We start from the raw sequence: 19,736 nt of genomic DNA on the forward strand, positions 1-19,736 counted from the left end.
AAATATGCTACATCGAGGCCGGTGTCCTTGAGAGGATGCTAGCACGTGTCGAGAGCCTGTCCACACATGTGGACAGATTGTATGAGAGAAACCGCTGTAAGGAACCCGGCGAGTGACTGGACGGCCAGGATGTCTGCCTGCGCCTTGACATCTCGCCGCGTACCCTGCAGACCCTCCGCGATACTGGACGGCTGGCGTTCACCCGCCTCCAGCGGAAGTTCTATTACAAACCCGAGGATGTGGAGAAGCTGATGACCTACGTTGGCATCAGACGCAAGGAGAAGGCGGTGAGGGAAAGAAGAAAGAACGGATACCTTTAAAGAACGGAAGAAATGGAAGGAATTATCGATAAGGAAGACGGGCGCATCCGCAGGTTCTTCGCCCTGCTGGACAATATAGAGAAAAAAGTGGAACGTCTTGCCTGTGACAACCGTCCTCCCTTCAACGGGGAACAGTTCCTGACCGACAGGGAGCTTTCCGAGACATTGAAGATCAGCCGCAGGTGCCTGCAGGATTACAGGGACCAAGGACGGATTCCCTATATCCAGCTCGGTGGGAAGATCCTGTACAGGCAGTCGGACATCGAGAAGCTGCTGGAGGAGAATTATCACCCTGCATTGGTATAATATCGTATTCAAGTTTAAGGATTGCCGCCGGAATTGCATTTACGATTCCGGCGGCAATCCTTATTTAGTCGGCGGCTTCCTTGCCGGCCGCATCCGCGGACTTTCTTCTTTCCATCAGCCGGTCCATGTCCGAGGATATCTTCCGGTCGGTGACCTGGGCGTAGACCTGCGTGCTGTCGATGTTTGTATGGCCCATCATCCTGGCGATGCTCTCTATCGGAATACCCGCGGTCAGCGTCAGGGTCCCGAACGAATGCCGGGCCATATGGTAGGACAGGTTCTCCCTCATCCCCAGTGCCACGCCCATCCCGTGCACCTCGTACCAGAGGACGTCGCGGACAGGCAGCGGGAATACCGGCTTGCCCTCATCCGTGGTGTTGTAAAGCTCCAGTATCTGTTCGGCCACGGGGTGCAGCGGGATGAACGCCTCCACGTCCGTCTTGGCCCGGCGGATGCGGATATACCTTCTCCCTTCCGAGGTCTTCCCGATGTGCCGGGGATGGAGAGCCCTCGTGTCCGCGTAGGCAAGCCCGGTCATACAGGAGAAGATGAATGTCCTGCGCGCCAGCTCCATCATCGGGTCGGGCATCGGGGTCTCCATCATCCGCTTCAGTTCATTGCGGCTGATATGCCTTAGTTTAGGTGCATCTTTCTTCTCGTATGCCACATCTTCTATCGGGTTGGTCCGCAATACTTCCCGGTCCACGGCGATGTAGATGAGCCGGTTGAGCCAGCACAGGCAGTGGTTCACATGCCCGTTCCTGTGTCCCAGCTCCTTCTTGAGAAAGACCTTGAACGATTCGGCGAACTCCCCGGTGATGTCCGAAAAGGCGATGTCCTTCATCCCGCGGGATTCGACGAACTGCCTGAGATTGAGCTGTGTGGTCTTCGACTGGCGGTAGGTCGAGGTGGAGTTGATCTCCTTGGAGCGGACCCTGAGACGTTCGCGTTCCACCTCTCCGGCCTGCAGGAGATATTCCGGCACGGAATTGGCACCTGACACGGTGGTCTTGAGCAGCTCGGCCGTGACCACCCCCTGGTTCCTCAGCAGGTTCCCGTACGCCTTCTCCAGCCGGCTGCGGAAGGCGGCAAGGCGGTTGTTCTCCCTGACTGTTTTGGTTTCATACTTCTTGCTGTCCCAGTCACCGGGCCTGCAATAGATGCCGGTGGTAACGGCTGACTTCTTGCCGTCAATGCTGATGCGGCAGAGGACGGCGGTCGTACCGTCCGATTTCACCTTGTTACGGTTGATGTAGAATAAGAGTTTGAATGTACTGCGCATGATAATGATATTTTTTAGGATTAAAGAATGAGTTTCAAATCACGGGTCGTCTCGATGAACCTGTCCATGTCCTCGAACAGTCTCTTAGGGGTCACGCGCGCGTAGACTTGGGTGGTCTTTATGTTGGAGTGTCCCAGCATTTTGCTGATGGTCTCGATCGGAACCCCCTCCTCGAGCGTGACCAGGGAGGCGAAAGAATGTCTTCCCATGTGGTAGACGAGGTCCTGGCTGAGCCCCGCCATCAGGCGCAGGGATTTCATGTTGGCCCTGAGCGTGTGGTAGTCCTGCGGCGGGAAGAGGGTGGCGCGGGTATCGTCACGGTACTTTTCGATCAGTGCGAGGGCCTCCGGCAGCAGCTTGACGCGTCCGAGGTAGTCGGTCTTCTTCCGCCGGTATTTCAGCCAGAGGCTGCCCTCGTCATCCCAAAAGAGGTTCTCCCGGGTGATGCTTACCGCATCGGCATAGGCGGTACCGGTGTAACAGGCGAAGAGGAAGAGATCCCGGGTGATGACATGTGACCTGCGTTTTTCTGGTATCTCCAGATCACGCAGCTTCTCGAAATTCTCACGGCTGAGTGCTTTCGGTGTTGTCTCCTTCTGCTTGGGCAGCTTGAAGTGGCAGAAATGATATTTCTCCGAGTGCCCTTCCTTGTAGGCGATGCGGCAGATCTTTTTCAAGATAGACAGGTAATGGCGCACCGTCTCCATCGCCAGTCTCTTCTTTTCCAGGCAGAAGTCCTGGTAGTCACGGATGAACTGCTCGTTGAGCTGTCCGAAAGCAAGGTCCGAGACCTTGAATTCCGTTTTGATGAATTCGGCAAGGGTGCGCCGGGTGTACACGTAGGTCGACATTGTTGTCGGCGCACGGTCCACGCCTACACGGGCCTTCATCTCTTCATTGTGCCGGTCGAGAAGTTTGAGCAGGGTCATCTGCATGCCCGCGTTACCCTGGAACATGTCCCTGACCGCGGCGGCATCGAAATCCTTTTTCCTTTCCATGAGGGAATTGAAGGCCGAGTGTACGGCAAGCAGCAGTCTCTCTATTTTTTCATTGGTCTCCACCGCTTCACGGCTCTTGCCGTTCAGCCGGCTCTCACGTGCGTTCCATAGTCCGGGGGTACAGGAGAGCTTGCAGCTGAACTGCGCCATCGTGCGGTTGAGGGTGATCCGTCCCATGATCGGGGCCTTGCCGGTCTTGTCCGGCTCGCTCTTTTTCAGGTAGAGCAGCACCTTGAATTTTTCCACTTTCATAACGCTCTTTTTAGGTTGTAAAAATACTCCTTTGAAAAGCGTCCTTTGGCATGCAAAACATTGATAAACAGTGAATACAAATCCGCTTTGTTCCTATCGGTAAAAACTTGGTTACCTGCCGTTGTTTCCGAAACAGGCGGCTAACAGTCTGGTAACTGAAACGCTGCAATATTTTGTTTTCTTTTGCAGGTCTGTTTATTATGCAATTTTCGCAAAATGCTTAATTATAAACGATTTACGTTTAATTCTCGTCATTCTGTTTTTTATTGCATTTCTAAATTTTACTTATTCTGCACGGCACACATTCTCTACCATCATGTGCCGTAGGGGTGTTCCGAGAGAGGATATAATCATTGCGACGGGCCATGAAGATACCCAGATGTTGGATAAGATATACGCCCACCTGACCGCCAAGGACAAATCCAGGAAGGTGACAACTGCATTCAAGAAGAAGCTTGGTGACGGCATTTTCGATATGGGAGGCCAGCCAGAACCGGAAGATGGCGAACAGACACCGGCTCCAACTGTTCCGGCCAACCCCAAGCAGAAGACAGACGTATTCAACTACGTCTTTGCCGGTGACCTACTGCTGAAACTCTCCAGGCTGAAGAATAAAGGTATAGACATCACAAAACTAGCTGACACTGAGGAAGCCGTGAAAACACTCAAGGACGTCGGCAGGATAGATGAGATAGACAAGGATAAATACAAGGACAATACACGATTGCGTGATAAGGTAGCCAAGATTGCCTCCGTCGTATGGTTCATCGCATTCAAACGGAACGATGCGGTACTGATACAGATGTTCCAGAACAATATCACGGAGCTGGGCCTGAGGAACATCTTTCTCAACGGGGAGATTATGAGGGAGGCCAGGCTCGAATCCCTGATGAATGGCGATGAAAAGGTCCTGAAATTCGTGGAGGTGCTGAATATCAGAAGCATGGAGGAGCTGGAGGAGTATGAAAAGCGGGATAAGGGTAGATAATATTTATAATATAATGGTAAAATATATTTTCAGATAATATAGAAAATGAAAGTACGAAGCTGATACATATCAAGGAAAATACTACTTCCCGAAAGCACAGACATCGCTTTCCAAGGAGGGTAAATATCATCCGCTGGTGGGTAAACACTATATTTCAGGTGGGTAAACGTTCAAAATACAGCTCCTTGAGAAATACAGTACAAAACGATTTTTTGAATTGAATATTAATTGGTTAAGTGATGAAAAACTATCTATCCTTAGAGTGTGTAAAACGCTACACACCTATACATGATGTAAACATAGAAAAAAAAGTGGTTTATCGTGCTTCACAGAATGTGCATAGCACTGCACGAATATGTAAAATATTTACATTGCTCCAATTCCATATTCTAATCCTTAAATAGTCATATATCCAACATTTCATCCCAAATCTGTATGGGCAATGATGAATAGGGTGGATGAGTAACCAATACAGAGTTTTAAATTCTTTTCTGATAAATGGATCCCGATGGCTTGATTTGTTACAGAGAAAATGAGATGGCGCAGGGTATTGCCTTGAACAACATAAGTCTCATTTATTTACATTTCAAAAAAACAGTATTTGTTGTAACCATGTTGAACATCCCCACATGTGAAACATAGAAAGTAAGTGTAAAGTCCTTGTCTCTTTCCTTCCGATAGTGAACTGTAACCATGTAACGCAATTATAAGAAGCATAAGAAATATGTCTGACGGTCTAAAAACGTTTTTCCATAAAAGTAAAGTTACAGTTACATTACGTAATAATATCTTGTAAATCAACAGAAATGCTATCAAGGTTGCATTGTAGGGTTACATAATAAGGTTACACAACAAGGTTACAGTTCCCCCTATTAGGTTACAACGGAAAATTTCGGTTACACCCGTATTGGACATAGCTGAAACCAACGGGAAAGTTGCCAACCTGTTACAATCATCCAACACTTCATCCCAAATCCGTACGGGTAATGATGAATAGGGTGGATGAGTGGCCAATACAGAGTCCGGTTACCGGATTAGTTCCCATACTGATACTGAGATGCCCCTTCTACCAATGATGAACCGGCAGTAAACTACATCTTATATTCATCTCTTTTTTATAACTAACCGCCCGCTGTATTAAGTATTAGTCAGAGCAGCAAAAGAGTCATAATATCCTTACCGGCTGAATGATAATATCCCTTCAGTTCCATACTTTAATACTCCACAATGCAAGGGAGATGAACGGGCAATAGATAAACGTGCCTGGAGTAATGTGGAGAGAGTTTTATATTTCCTCCCGTTTATTATTCAGGCACTCTTTACTGTTGCCCATTCTCATCAGTCCATAGTCTCAATACTTTTTACCGTATTTGTTTTTATGGCTGTGAACCGATGATAAAATATGGGGATATTGCATTTTAGGGGATTCAGTCTATTTGCATAATTAAAGTTCACACTTCTCAATATTATGTAATCAGCTATAAATCAATAAGCAAACATATAGATTAGTTCACACCTGCTTCTCATGTCACTTCACAGGTATAGGTTCCCATGTTACTTCACAGCTTCCCACCTCGGTTTCACCCAATAAATGACAAATATTATCCAGTATGTTTGATACTATCCTTCGCTGTCTTTCCCGTATCTGAGTAACAATATTAACAAGTTCTACACACCATATTGCCAACTGAAACCAACTTAACCAAAGTAAACTATAGAAAATAAGAACATCCGTTACCGCTTGTTTGTTGCATTGCCGGTCTTATGAATACTGAGCCTTGTTCTGTAATCTGAAACAAGATGGATTATGATTATTAGTAAATAAAATGGGGCCTAAAAGTTTTTTTGTGTTCCCTCTGTGTTCCCGTAGATCTTAAATAAAAAAGACCGCCAAGAGTGGAAGCCTCTCAACAGTCTTAATTTCAGTGATTTATTTTGTAGCGGGACCCGGGATTGACCCGTGGACCTCATGATTATGAAACCGGGCTGTGCCGATATCTTCCTATATCTTTGCGTTTCACGCTCTTACTTAAGTAGCTCTTTTACAAGGGCAAAGATAATATTTCTTTTTCATCCGTAATCATGCCATTTCTTCTATTTTCCGGTGATTTGTGCAATTTTCGTGCAATATGGTTTATTCTTTGTTTAAATAGAGATGAAATTTTGTTTGTATAAGAAAAAATGCGAATTTTGTGAAAATATAGTAATTAATAACTTTGAGATAGACATGTATAGTTTGGTGTTTTCTGGTACTGAATTACAAAAGCTTACAACTCAATATGAACGTCGTAGTTTGGGACTGAATCGTGAGGAATTAATTTCTCAGATAGAATCTTGCTGTCTTCATGATATATTGGAAGGTATATATCAATTTCATATAAATTATGTAGGTGGTTTATATATAAATGGGAAAGAAAAGGGAACTATAGATTATTTGTGCCAGAATCTAATAATAAGAAAGTTATATCAAAATATAAAGCGGGTATATAATGTTTCTCAGGCAAATAGAAACCAAATAATTAGGCAAGTAAAAATTATATTAGAAGATCCCTATCCATTGTGGATAATAAGATTAGATATAAAGTCATTTTACGAAAGTATAGATCGTGATGTTGTTTTGAATAAACTTAAAAGCGATAGTAGGGTCAATTATCAGACAATAGAATTATTAGAAAATCTTTTTTCTCATCCTTTAATTTATTCTATAAAAGGACTGCCTAGAGGATTAAGTATTAGTTCGGCTATTTCAGAATTATTTATGAAGTATTTTGATTTGGATGTACAAAGAATTAATGGAGTATACTATTATGCGAGATTTGTTGATGATATAATTATTTTTTGTAATTGTGAAAAAGCTAGAGATGAAGTGTATAATACAATCCCTGTGTTGCTAGAAAAAATGAAATTAACTTTAAATCAGGACAAATCTTATGTTTTAGATGAAACGAAATTGACTTCAAATCAGAAGTTTAGTTATTTAGGATATTCTTTTTCTCTAAAAAAAATAGGAAAAAATAGGAAACAAAAAAATGAATTATTGGTATCAATTGCTGAAAATAAGGTAGAAGTGATAAAAACGAAATTAACAAAGGCATTTGTGAGATTTATTCACGATAAAAATTATGATATGCTTGTTAATAGAATAAAATATCTTACTGGGAATTTTACAGTTGGTAACATTGCTGATTTAACTCCCATAAAATCAGGGGTTTATTTTAATTATAAAATGATAAGTGAATCAGAAAAAGAAAGGCAACTTCGAGAGCTAAATTTATATTATAATAAGATGTTGCACTGTAAAAAAGGCAGTTTTGGATATAAACTGTCTTCTTTATTGAGTAAAGAACAAAAAAAAAGATTGTCTAAGTATTCTTTTTATTTTGGATTTGAAAATCATGTGTCTCATTATTTTCATTCCAAATTACTTTGTGAAATAAAAAAATGTTGGCTATGAATGACACTCCTATAGTTAAAAATAAGTATAGAGCTTTATTAACAGAAATGCTTCCCTATGAAATTCCTTTATTATTGGACAATAGTGGTTTTTACTATAATATGTTGGATGAAAAGTTAAGAGCGATTTTTAATCATCAGTTTTCTTTTTCAAACACATGGACAATTCCCTTTAACTATACAATAAAGAAGAATGGTGGGATTAAAAGTCGATTACTAAGTATTATGCATCCCAACTTGATTTTGTGGATTTATATGAACATTATGAACTGTTAATGATACATCTCTGCAATATTAGTCCATATTCATTACGACATATACATAATGTAGCAAAGTGTACTTTTAATTTGGAAAGTGCAGAAAAGGTAATTGATAAAGAGGAAAAGATAGTGGAGTTAGAGGATGAAATTCAAGATAAAGAAGTTCCTATATATCGTTCTTATTTCACTTATAGGACAATTGATATGATTTTTAAATTTCACCAACAAATGGATTTGTTAAGACTAGAACAAAAGTTCCATTTTATGATGAATATGGATATTGCTAGTTGTTTTTATCATATCTATACTCACTCTATAGCGTGGGCTATAAAAGGTAAAGAGTGTGCCAAAAATAATATTGATGCCATATCTTTTGAGACAACCTTTGATAAATTAATGCAAAGAAGTAATTATAACGAAACAAATGGAATTTTAGTAGGACCAGAAGTTTCCAGAATTTTTGCAGAGATTATCTTTCAGCGTATAGATCTTAATGTTCTTAATATATTAAGGGAAAAGAATTTAAAATTGGGGTCCGATTATGAAATACGGCGCTATGTAGATGATCATTTTATATTTGCTAATAAAAAAGAAACATTGAGTTTGATTCTTGATGTTTTTAAGGAACAATTGGAAATATATAAATTGTATATTAATGAATCTAAAACAAATATTCAAGAAAAGCCATTTCCGACTAATGTAACCTGTGCTCGACAAGAATTATTATTGATGTTTACTTCATTTGTTGACAAATATGTCATAACCGAAGAAGGTGAGTTTAGAAGTATAAGTAAGCCATATAAAGTTGCAAATTTATTTCTACATCAATTTCGTACATTGGCTCATAAATATAGCGTATCTTATGATGCGCTGAATAGGCATCTGCTAGGGTTAATTGTTCGTTTACTAAAGGGTACGTTTATATCAAAAATTAAAGAAGGTACTTTTTTTTCTGATACTAATATTCTTTTAACAATATTGGATATAAGTTTTTATGTTTATTCTTTGGATATGTGTGCTACTGCCTCATTTAAAATATGTCGTATAATCCAATTATCAATAGGCACAATGATTGGTATGTCAAGAGATATGAAATTAGAAGTAGAAGATAAAATTAATAGAGAAGTAAAGCGTTGTTTTGATATTTATAGATTTCAAGATCGTAAAGGAGATACAAATATTGAAGTGTTAAATATTCTTATTGCAATAAGCTGTTTGTTGGATAGGAAACTTGACCTATCAATTATCAAGGATTTATTTGGTTTATATGTAGATAAAAGTCCTCAGTGTTATATGGAATTAAACTATTTTCAAATTTGTACAATTCTATATGTGATAAAGGATGAAGTTGTATTTCATAAGATAAAAGAGGAAATTATTCGTGAAGTAAAAAGGAGATACGAAGAGACGCATGATAGTTTAAAAAGCGCGGAGTTAGCTATGCTTTATTTTGATTGGATTGTATGCCCTTATATTGAAAAAAAAGATCAATTAGACATTATAGAATCTGTAAGAAAAGTAGATAGAAAAAAAGCTGGAGAAATTTGGACTGAAATAAATAAAAGTAATTATTGGTTTTTTAATTGGAATAAAAGTGTAAATTTGGAGCGATATTTAACAAAGAAAGAATATAGACCTGCCTATGAATAAATAAGAAGTAGTATCTGAGTATGGCAGTAGTTTAGTTGCTGAATTGGGTAACTCACTAATACGCTGGGCATATATAAATTATAAAGTAATGAAAGGAAAATTCCTTAGTAAATGTCAAGCGAGAGGGTAATCCTCACACACATTTGTCCGGAAAGGATACTGCTTTTTTTTATTTAATATATTGAATCTGCAAGTAAATATTTGAGTATATAACTTTAGTGTGGTTGCATAACTTTATTAGGGGGGAGTGGTTGCAAACGTTGTTTGAAAATGCTTGTAAATGCCTTTTGAAAGGCCCGATTAACTTATAATTCCAAAAATTGGGGGATATATTATCGGTGCCCTCCTTTTTCTTTTTTTCAGGGGGGTAAATATCATCCGCTGGTGGGTAAACACTACATTTCAGGCGGGTAAATGTTCAAAATGCGGCTCTTTGGGAAAAAACAATATAATACGACTTTCTAAATTGGATATCAATTTATTAACCGGTGAAAAACTATCTATCCTTAGAGTGTGTAAAACGCTACCCACCTATATATAATATAAACATAAGAAAAAAGGCTGACTTATCATGCCCCACAGAACGGGCATAGTATTGTATGATATATAAAATATTTTACATTATTCCATTTTCCAAGTAGCCATATAACCAACACTTCATCCCAAATCCGTACGGGTAATGATGAATAGAGTGGATGAGTAGCCAATATAGAGTCCAGTTACCGGATTAGTTCCCATACTGATACTGAGATAACCCTTCTACCAATGATGAACTGACAGCAAACCATATCCTATACTCATCGCTTCTTTATAACTACCTTCCGATCTACTTAAGTATTGGTCAGGACAGCAGCAAAGAGTCGTTATACTCTTACCGGCTAAATGCCTGTCTAACATTTCACAAAGGCCGGGAGATATGAACGGGCAAAAAACTGAAGTACCTTGGTTTATCGGGAGAGCAAGTATTATATCATAATCTCCCGAATATATAGGCACTGAACCGAATTGCCCTTAACGATAGAGATACCCAAACCGTCACTTCTGAATCCGATTGCCCTAAACTCCACATGGCTGGTATTACAATTGGTTACTATGATGACAGATCATAATGGAGTCCGGCATAATACTTGCAAGATTTCTGATTACCATAATTGCTATCAGACAGGTTAACGGAACGCAATCAATTTTTTTAACTGGAAATCATTCTCTCTTTAAGGTATATTCCTCATTTTAAGAAAAAAAATTGTATAAAACATTATATATCTTTTTTTCTTCGTCAGTTGTAGGCTCACGCCGCTTGAGTGGATATTGATCTGTAGTATAACTGATATATAGTCTACCTTCGGCTGACCGCAAATGATATATAGGACCGGTCCGGTATAGTCATTTAATGGTTCCCTCTGTCAGTCGATAGTGCCGAAAGTACCGGTGGAAAGATATACATTGTAAAGGTTTGACAGAGGGATACAAATTCAAAAGGGTACAAATTCCACATGCATTATAACATATTGCCATTCAAATGATTAAAAAACACAGAGGAGGCCTGTAATTTGTAGTCTTCAACATATAAGCCTACCGGGTGATTTCAGACTGATAGACAATACAGAGAGTGGTTCATTTCAAACGGTCTCCGCATTGGTTACATCATTGTCATACTTTCCATTCTGGGGCTTCCTGACTGCGTTCTAAATGACAAAAAGGGAGGTCAAGTCTCATCGTGAACCTTAAACATGAAAAAGTATCGTGACGCTGGATATATTTGAGCGTTATACGATTCTATATATAAAATTCATTATGGAAACTTATAAGACAGAAAAAGAAGAAATGAGATCTTATCGTAATTACAGTGCCACAAATGGCAGGATTGTACGGGAGAGTGATGTCAGTTCTCCCTATAAGCAAAAGTATGACATTTTTAAGTCAAGGGCTCGAACCGGTTCAGATAACTTTTTCAGGGGATTGACAATTGAAATCTCATTAGCCTAATCTTTATGAGCTTATCCCCAAAGAGCCCGCTTCCAATGATATTAAATCCGGAAATAAGGATAACATACACTGTTATTTACAGAGCATTGTGTAAAAGAAATTTTAAGAGAGAGAACGGAAAGGAAAGAACAGGCTTCCTGCGTCAGCCTAAACCCCGCAATATACATTTTCTCTCATCCTGTAGTGTTGGGGTTTTGAGCGAAGCGATGTCCCTCCTCCTTTTTTCTACCTCTTCTATTATAGTAAATTTCAAAAAAATAGAGGAATACAGACTTTCAAATCCACTGATTCTCTTAATAATAAGAAAAGTATGGTTGTACAAAATTAAATTCAGAAAAAATGAAAAAAGAAAGACTATCAATTCCGAACGTACATTATCTTTCCCAGTGGCCCGGCCTTGACGTGGCACTGAGGCAGTTCGGGAAAAAGATTATTGTAAACAAGATTGTGTGTGGCTGTGGAATGACCAATTACTATCTTACAGACTGTACTATACCGGTCATTCTTGCAAGCCCCAGAAGAGAGCTGATTACCAGCAAGACAAAGGATGCATTGACCGGACACGCATATTACTTTGACCGGAGTGATCCGGCCATTGACCTGAATATTTCCAGGAACAGACTGCAGAACTATATACGCAACGGGGTCAGGGATGTGCCGAAGATAATGTGTACGTATGATTCTTTGGGTGAAGTGGTCGATTGCCTGACCCGATGGAACCTGATTGACCTGTTCACGATAGTCGGAGATGAAATGACCTGCATCTTCACCGACGCACCGATGAAAGGCGCCAAGTCTATGGAAATTGTCAACCTGTTTGGCAGGCTTCCAAACCGTTGCATCTTTATCACTGCAACGCCATTGAACGAAGTGTATCTTGATGAAGTGCCCGTATTCAAAGATATGACCTATGTGTCTTTCGATTGGGCACCGGAAAGGCTATTATATGTACATCCCATTATCCAGCAAATGGGCAGCACAAGGCAAACCGTCCGGGATATAATAAACGACTATCGGCAGGACGGCTATTTCCAGAAAAAGATGAATGCGCCCTACCCGTCGACAGAGGCGGTGTTCTATCTTAACAGCATGACAGACATCCTCAAAATCATTGCGGACAACAAACTTACTCCTGATGATACCCGGGTTATTTGTGCCGATAATTACGAAAATGCAAAAAACTTAAGAAGAATCGGTTTTGAGATAGGTCACTTCCCGGGTAGGGATGAATATAAAACAGAAAACAGGACCTTTACTTTCGCCACAAGATGTTCTTTTGAAGGAGCGGACTTGCATTCTGACTGTGCATGTGTCTATATTTTCTCCGATTCCAACAGGGATAATCTCAGCCTTGACATTTCCATTGATCTGGTTCAGATCATTGGCCGTTGCAGGACCTTTTCCAATCCTTACCGGGATGAAATCAGGTATTATTATAAGTGTAAGGATGCTGAGGACATTGATTTGAATGAGGCAACGGATACTATCAATCACAAGACGGATGTTTCATACAAACTTTTTCAATACTATCAGAATGTGTCAGATCCGGATGTGCTTGATATTGTCGAGGACGCACAGACAGGAAAAAGGCCTTATGGAAAAAACTATCTGACTGTATTCGAAGATGTCGGTGGAGAGCGGAAGGTAGGCATAAACCATTTGGTCAGACTTGCAGAATTGAGAGCCATAGACATCAAGAAACAATATAGAAGCAAGAATACCCTGCTCGCATTGCTCAAAGACAACCGGATAGTTGCGCGGGACCTTTATGAGGGGCTTGACCCGATGTTTGCCCGATTCCTCAATGAGATTGACAAGGCACCAACTTATAACGACAGGATCAGGATATATACCTCAGGGTGTCTCAGCAGCCAGCAACTGCGACAATGGGCTGAAGCATGCCCGGATATTCCAAGCCGTTATAAAGAGTACTATAATGTTTTAGGACCGGAGGTTATACGGAATTTGAACTATGACAGGAAAAAATTGGATTCGGAGCTGGATTTTCTGAATGCCAAAGAGAGGATTGCCGCAGAACTTAAGAAATCAATTCTGATCGGCAAGGAATATACAAACAGACTTCCAAAAGCCATCCTGCAATCGGCCTATCAAAAAAATGGTCTGGCCAAAACAGGATTTGCAAAACAGATAACGATGTTTTTCCCAAAATCCTATCCTACAAAAGTCGTAATTGACGGGAAAGAAAATAACGGATATAGAATATATGAGTAAATTGGAACAATATGTGTCGTGGTATAACAACATTCTGGATACCACTTCAAGGCAGACGGCAACGATTGAATCCCTGTTGAGGTCGATCAGAACTGGCGGGCAAAACCATCAACTTGCAGAAAAAATCCGGTTAATTCGGGCAGATCCCTCCCGACGCTCCGAATTAAAAAAGAGACTTCAAGTAATCATGTGGCAAGGAATATTCTCGCAAAGGAATAAAGCCGGAATGCAACAATTATCCGGAGTTATGTGCATTGATATTGACCATAAGGCAACGGAAGAACTTCGATACCTCAGGCATATACTTTCACAAGAGCCATGGGTGTTGGCATATTTCACGAGTCCTAGCGGGGACGGTCTGAAAGTGCTTGTCCAGTCACCGGTCACGACACCGGAAGAATATGAGAATTGCTACGCACAGGTCATTGAACATTTCAAGCTTCATTACCACTGTGAGGTAGACCAGTCCTGTCGGGAGTATTCTAAAGCCTGTTATGCCAGTTATGACCCGGATCTGTATGTGAATGACAATGCACAGGATTATCCCTTCCGCTATAATCCTGATTATGACGATAAACGGGCAAGCGACCAAAACAACCCTGTACCTTCGGGAATAAGCCGTTTTGAAGTCCATCAGCCGACAGTGACAGAATCATTTATCAATCGCTTGAATTCACAGATCAATTCACTGACTGATGAACAGATTTTGAATATATGCGACTTGAAATTTCACAGATACAAACAGAATTATCAAGTTGGAAATCGCAGAAATTCCATCTTTCAACAGGCGGCGGTCTTATGCAGGGCAGGAATTGAAAGTGTAAAAACATTGCAATATCTGGAAAGCGTATTTATTCCCGCAGGCTCTCCTTTGCATGAAATTCAAGCGGAGGTTTCCAAAGCCTACCGGACCTATGGAAATCTGTTCGGTTCCGAGCGGGGTAATTATAAAAGCTATAATGAATACAGGAAACAGAGGTCTGTTTAGAGGTGGTGCATTATCCTTGACAATAATATCCACGAGCCTCTAAATGTAACTCCGATAGTCCTTGTCTCCCAATTCCTTGGATGTGAATTTACCTCTGATACTTCTGATCCGTTTTTATGGGCATTATGGGTGTTACAATCAGCTGTATCGATTGCTCGTTTGTCCTATGTAGTAAAAAGGGGCGTCACGCAAATGACGGTCTCTGTTTCTGTCGATTTGTAAATTAGTAATACAATCAAGATACGTTTGAAAAACGCGTTTTTTTATGTGTGTAAGTTGAAGGGGAAGAATATGCGGATGATGGCTCAATGAAGATAATAGCCGGTACCGGGAAAGTGAGTGTAAGTATGGTCCGGAGATTGGGAAAGGAGTTCGGGCTGTAGATCTATTATAAATCAGAAGGGAGACGGTGATATTTATGGTTTCCCTTTCTTTTTTCTTCCCGGTAGGAATGACCCGAAGAGAAGAGAGGCACTGGAATTAGATAAGGAGGCTATGGTTGGTGTTGATGAGAGATTGAATAAGAGAGGCTACTACGTACCCTGCTAGAGTGGAGAGAAGAAGATTTGTTTTGTTATTTTTTTATCCTCACTTTAGTAGACTGCGAAGCCGGTCTACTCTTCTTTATCTTTATCTTTATCTATCTATTATTTTACCCGTATTTTTTTACTTCTCTCTATATATTAGAATGTGCATAAAAAAAACTGGGTAATTTTTTTTATTTTCTCTCTAAAATCCCAATCTCTAGAAAGCAATAAAGAAGAACTTTCTGAACTACGCCAAGACAAAAAGCCCTTCAAGTACAAAAACTCAAATTGTAGTATTAATTAAACTATTCTATTATGGAATTTCACAACTCCCTGACAAAGATATCAATAATATTAAAATAAGCCAACAAAAAAAATGCCGGTTTTATTCTCCCACATAGACAACTTGAATATCCATCATTTGGAAAACTGGAGAGATATCAGTGGGGGAAATTGACGGCGGCGGTGAATATATCCTGATTTCGTATTATCTTTGTGCCATCGAAACTCTCTCTACATAACAATAGCAATAGAACTACTGTCGATATGCTCTGTCCGGTGATGGATGGGGCATATTTTATCGAGTGATGTGTATTGGGAGATACAGGTCATGAGTTTTTTATATCAGAACAAGGAAGTGCCGTAACCTTTCTTCAGCGGATAAATCTTATATTTGCACCGAAAAATGGATGGCAGTATGATAGGAAAAGAAAGTTGCCGGTTTGACGAGGAGTCTGTAAGGGATATTGTCCGCTGGGCATTGACGGCACAACTTCCCCAAGAAATATATATTGATTCGGAGCATATAACGGATGTATGTGAATATGTAAAGACAAGTATCCGGGAAATAAACTTATATTATCCCAACCCTTTATACAATTCAGCCATCATCCGGTTATATAGGCTCAAGGATTTTGTGGAGGGTATCCCATAGCAGGCTGTTTTTATCACGCCAGCATAACCGGAAGCCTGACATATCCCTTACCTTTGTTTAGCCATGATAACATATCTCCAATAATAAATCCAATTTCTTGTCCGGTCAGTGATGATAGGATGAGAGTTTTTTGTATGATTTCATTTGCATATTTCATCTGAATATCCTAACTTTCAGACATAGATTTAGAAGTTGTATTCAAGGGTAGTCAGAGCCGGTATTTGTTTTTTCAAGAGGATAAATCATCATAATAAACTGTTTCATTTTTGCTGACTTCCCTTATGAATTGTGTGTATACATCCGGTTTTCATCTCAATATATGGATACAATGTGTTTGAGTAGTATTTTATGCCCGTTCTGCCAGTGATGACAGGACGGGTATTTGCTTATCTCATCCGGTTGCCTTATCTTTGAGGAAATTTGATCAATAAACGTTTTGATTTTTAGCTAATGATAAAACACAGCCCGGGAATATTATTGGTTCGTGAGGATATTCGCTAATTTCAAATCGGACTGTCTTTCTCACTCTATAAAAAATAAAAAGCCTTCCAAAATATGATGGCACTACCGGGAAGAGATGTAACCGTAACCATTATGCACCATTATCCGGAAGGCTTGGATGGATAGAACGGAAACCATGTGTGGAATGTTCTGAGAAGTTCTCCATTGTCAATACCAGTCCATATCTGACATAGTATTCCATGAACCAAACTTGTCTTTTTTGTATATTATAATCTTAGATAATTTTTGTAATAGCTCAATCTATTTAATATCAGGCTTTAAGCAACTATGCTACTTTTGTAAAAATAACAGATAGACAATGAATGCACGTGTCGTATACTGGAACCACGATTAGGGAACATGACATTATTTATTTTGAAGATATGGCTGTATCTCTTTTCTGTAAGGGGTGGAAAGTTTGTTTGTCTTCCCATCTCCTACATCAAGAGAGTTCAGTAATAGGATTTTTTATTATATGATATTGCCATTGATACGGTTTATATGCATATATTTGCATTGGATTCAGACTATTTGCATATGATATGAAAAGAACAATGTACGTTGGAATGCTTTGTCTGGTACTGTCAGTAATGCAGGGGTGTCAAAGTACCAAAAATACAGTCATGACCGGGGTAGTGGATAACAGACAGGAAGAGGTCCTTCTTACGGTCGCGTCGGAAACACGCATCGGGTACGGGGTAGGTCCAATGGCCTGTCTGCTTGTCAAGCATGAGCCGGCAGAAAAATGGCAGTATATGTATTCGGAAATCAAGGGATTCAACTATGAACCCGGGTATGAATACAGATTGCTTGTGCTTCGGGTAGAGCATGAGAATCCTCCCCAAGACACTTCCAGATATATGTTTGAGCTGATAAAGGTGTTGTCAAAAGAAAAAAAAGGGTCTGCCGGTCTGCCATAAATTTTAGAATGTCGTGTTAAAGGAGGCTTTTGTCACCCCATCCTTGATGTCCCTGCCGGTTTTCCTCTATAAACCGTCTCCCCTCCTCAAGACCTTCCCAATAGAGCCGCTCCAACTTTCTTATGTCTGTCGTTGTACGGGTGACATTCATCCGTTTTTGAGGACGTATCACCCGGACTTTTCCTTTACTCTCCAATTCTTCAACATAGTCAAGCTGTTCATTGTATAGCTTATAGCGTAATATGAGCTTTCGGCGTATCTCAGGGTATTTTCGTAGGAGGAATGCAGGAAGATTGAAGTCCCTTTGCGGCTTCCGGTATCCCTTGTTTCGCGTCAGTATCACCACATTGTCAATATATCCTTCATTTATTGTATGAAGTAAGGGGATGGAATCGCATACGCCTCCGTCTGTCATGGGAATTCCATCTAAATGTTTAACGGGACACATGACGGGAAGGGAGCCGGAAGCCTCGCAGATATCAAGAACTCTGTCCTTGTCACTTTTTTCCTCAAAATATTCGGCCTCTCCGGTAAGGCAGTTGCTCGTGACCATGACAAAACGCTCTCGGGAAGCACTGTATGTCCTGAAATCAAGAGGAAACGTCTGTTCGGGATACGTACGTATAAGCCACTCCAGGTCAATGTATCCTTTTCCTTTTAGAAAGTGTCCGATTCCTACATAAGCGTGCTCTTTCAGCGAAAGGATATTGCAATGGAAAGCCCGTTTCGGCTGGCGCGCAATATAGGACAATCCATTGATTGCCCCTGCCGACACTCCTATCGCATATGGGAAAAACAAGTTGCCTTCCATAAAAGCGTCAAGTACCCCTATGGTGAATGCGCCCCGCAATCCACCTCCTTCCAGAACAAGTCCGGATTTGTCTGTATTCATGTTCAAAGCGTTTTGATTTGCAAATAAAGGATTTTTTTTGATTTACAGAAAAGTTTTTCGCTCATATTTCTATGAAATTCACATTCCGTCGCTTCCGGTTCTGAGCATCACTTGTTTTTTTGGGGGGGGGAATCCATGATATTGGCAGTTCTTTGAAAATCAGGAATATTGAAAGCGGGAGACTCATAAAAGAACTCCCGCTCATTATTTCTATGGCAATTTTAGGAAGTCGGTCAAATTGAAACGGTGCATGATTTTACGTGCCTGTCCATTTTTATTTCCAGTGTCCCTGTTATCTCTCCAAAATCTTGAGAAGAATGAGGGAAGTCCCCACGTTGATGTCGATACGGAATCTTATACTATCCGTGTTTATATTGCCTCTATATTTTAATTATCAGCTGCCTGGATACATCCTCTTTTTTCAAATGGCAATGTGTTAGTTGCCGATTATTTCATACTTTTGTCAATAGACCACTGTTATAAAGTTCTATAATATGTATAAAAAGAGGATTCTAACCGTATTATTACCGACAATGCTCTTTGTATGGGTGGGAGTTGATTCTATTAATGGAGTATGTTGGATGATTTTCAGGAAAAAATATGGCTGCACCGTTGTGACTCACTGGAAAAGCTTCATGAGCTGGATGCCAAGTACCCAAATGTGGAGGTGGATGTCGTTTTCAGGAAGGACGGAACATTTGATGTAACCCATGATGTCAACACGAGTTTTAGTCTTGTGATAGATCCCTATTTTTCACATATGGAGAAAACAGACGGCAAAATGTGGATGGGTATCAAGAATCTGGAGCAGGAAAACAAGACGGAAATGCTGTCAGAATTGGAAAAGCTTGTCGGGTTTTGTCATATCGGAAAAGACAACCTGATTGTTGAAAGCAGAAATTTGGAAGCCTTGAGGCTTTTCACGAAAAACGGGTATTATACATCCTATTATGTTCCTTTTGACAAACCGGAGAAAATAAGCGAGGAGGAATGTAACTCCTGTATCTCTATACTGCAAAAAATTGTTGATGGGAAAGCGGTCTGTGCATTGTCATTCCCCTGCTGGTGGTATTCCACCATAAAAGAAAGACTGCACCGCTCCATTGATTTGCTGACCTGGAGGCACAGGACGAGCAAGTTCATGCTGTTGGCTTCACCCAGAGGGAGACAGATGCTGAAAGATGACCAGCTGGAAGTCATATTGGTCAAGGAAAAAGGGAGCCATCACAGATAAAGTAAACGGAACC

General features: G+C 40.5%; 14 protein-coding genes. 11 read left to right on the top strand and 3 right to left on the bottom strand.

Going from position 1 to position 19,736, the window contains the following annotated elements:
• The first annotated feature begins 116 nt into the window (after positions 1-116).
• Together NQ546_RS06415 and NQ546_RS06420 are read left to right on the top strand one after the other, a co-directional pair.
• Positions 117-320, top strand: a complete 204-nt coding sequence (locus tag NQ546_RS06415) for a helix-turn-helix domain-containing protein (protein ID WP_080693028.1) — start codon at positions 117-119, stop codon at positions 318-320.
• 12 nt (positions 321-332) lie between these two features.
• Entirely contained in the window at positions 333-626 is a 294-nt protein-coding gene (locus NQ546_RS06420) for a helix-turn-helix domain-containing protein (protein WP_004289242.1), read from the top strand.
• A 64-nt stretch (positions 627-690) separates the two neighbouring features.
• On the opposite strand, the gene NQ546_RS06425 is transcribed toward NQ546_RS06420, so the two are convergent.
• Entirely contained in the window at positions 691-1,908 is a 1,218-nt protein-coding gene (locus tag NQ546_RS06425; RefSeq protein ID WP_004289243.1) for a site-specific integrase, read from the bottom strand.
• A gap of 20 nt (positions 1,909-1,928) precedes the next feature.
• Positions 1,929-3,158 (bottom strand): site-specific integrase, encoded by a 1,230-nt coding sequence (locus tag NQ546_RS06430; protein WP_004289244.1) that lies wholly within the window; start codon positions 3,156-3,158, stop codon positions 1,929-1,931.
• Positions 3,159-3,537: 379 nt separating this feature from the next.
• On the opposite strand from NQ546_RS06430, the gene NQ546_RS06440 reads away from it, so the two are divergent.
• The 8 genes from NQ546_RS06440 (at position 3,538) to NQ546_RS06475 (ending at position 17,597) form a co-directional block, all read left to right on the top strand.
• Positions 3,538-4,146: a hypothetical protein gene (locus NQ546_RS06440; RefSeq protein ID WP_204381778.1), complete on the top strand. Its 609-nt coding sequence runs from the start codon at positions 3,538-3,540 to the stop codon at positions 4,144-4,146.
• Positions 4,147-6,301: 2,155 nt separating this feature from the next.
• Entirely contained in the window at positions 6,302-7,600 is a 1,299-nt protein-coding gene (gene drt3a / locus NQ546_RS06445) for an antiviral reverse transcriptase Drt3a (RefSeq protein WP_004289247.1), read from the top strand.
• Positions 7,597-7,875 carry a hypothetical protein gene (locus tag NQ546_RS06450; protein ID WP_081446752.1) on the top strand — a complete coding sequence of 93 codons (279 nt, stop codon included), beginning with the start codon at positions 7,597-7,599 and terminating at the stop codon, positions 7,873-7,875. The genes drt3a and NQ546_RS06450 overlap by 4 nt, the downstream gene beginning before the upstream one ends.
• On the top strand, positions 7,875-9,509 hold the full coding sequence (drt3b, locus tag NQ546_RS06455) for an antiviral reverse transcriptase Drt3b (RefSeq protein ID WP_004289249.1): 1,635 nt from the start codon (positions 7,875-7,877) through the stop codon (positions 9,507-9,509). Before NQ546_RS06450 ends, drt3b begins: the two co-directional genes overlap by 1 nt.
• Before the next feature lie 2,325 nt (positions 9,510-11,834).
• Positions 11,835-13,727, top strand: a complete 1,893-nt coding sequence (locus NQ546_RS06460; protein ID WP_004289251.1) for a hypothetical protein — start codon at positions 11,835-11,837, stop codon at positions 13,725-13,727.
• Positions 13,720-14,715 carry a BT4734/BF3469 family protein gene (locus NQ546_RS06465; RefSeq protein ID WP_004289252.1) on the top strand — a complete coding sequence of 332 codons (996 nt, stop codon included), beginning with the start codon at positions 13,720-13,722 and terminating at the stop codon, positions 14,713-14,715. The genes NQ546_RS06460 and NQ546_RS06465 overlap by 8 nt, the downstream gene beginning before the upstream one ends.
• A 1,224-nt stretch (positions 14,716-15,939) precedes the next feature.
• Positions 15,940-16,176, top strand: coding sequence for a DUF6965 family protein (locus NQ546_RS06470; RefSeq protein WP_004295236.1), 237 nt, complete (start codon positions 15,940-15,942; stop codon positions 16,174-16,176).
• A gap of 1,043 nt (positions 16,177-17,219) precedes the next feature.
• Entirely contained in the window at positions 17,220-17,597 is a 378-nt protein-coding gene (locus tag NQ546_RS06475) for a DUF4377 domain-containing protein (RefSeq protein WP_004289255.1), read from the top strand.
• A gap of 16 nt (positions 17,598-17,613) precedes the next feature.
• On the opposite strand, the gene NQ546_RS06480 is transcribed toward NQ546_RS06475, so the two are convergent.
• Positions 17,614-18,489, bottom strand: a complete 876-nt coding sequence (locus NQ546_RS06480) for a patatin-like phospholipase family protein (protein WP_004289256.1) — start codon at positions 18,487-18,489, stop codon at positions 17,614-17,616.
• A 574-nt stretch (positions 18,490-19,063) separates the two neighbouring features.
• On the opposite strand from NQ546_RS06480, the gene NQ546_RS06485 reads away from it, so the two are divergent.
• A complete protein-coding gene (locus NQ546_RS06485; RefSeq protein ID WP_004289259.1) occupies positions 19,064-19,723 on the top strand; it encodes a hypothetical protein in 660 nt (219 codons plus the stop codon).
• The last annotated feature ends 13 nt before the right edge of the window (positions 19,724-19,736 follow it).

It is taken from the genome of Bacteroides eggerthii, assembly GCF_025146565.1.
Taxonomy (GTDB): domain Bacteria; phylum Bacteroidota; class Bacteroidia; order Bacteroidales; family Bacteroidaceae; genus Bacteroides; species Bacteroides eggerthii.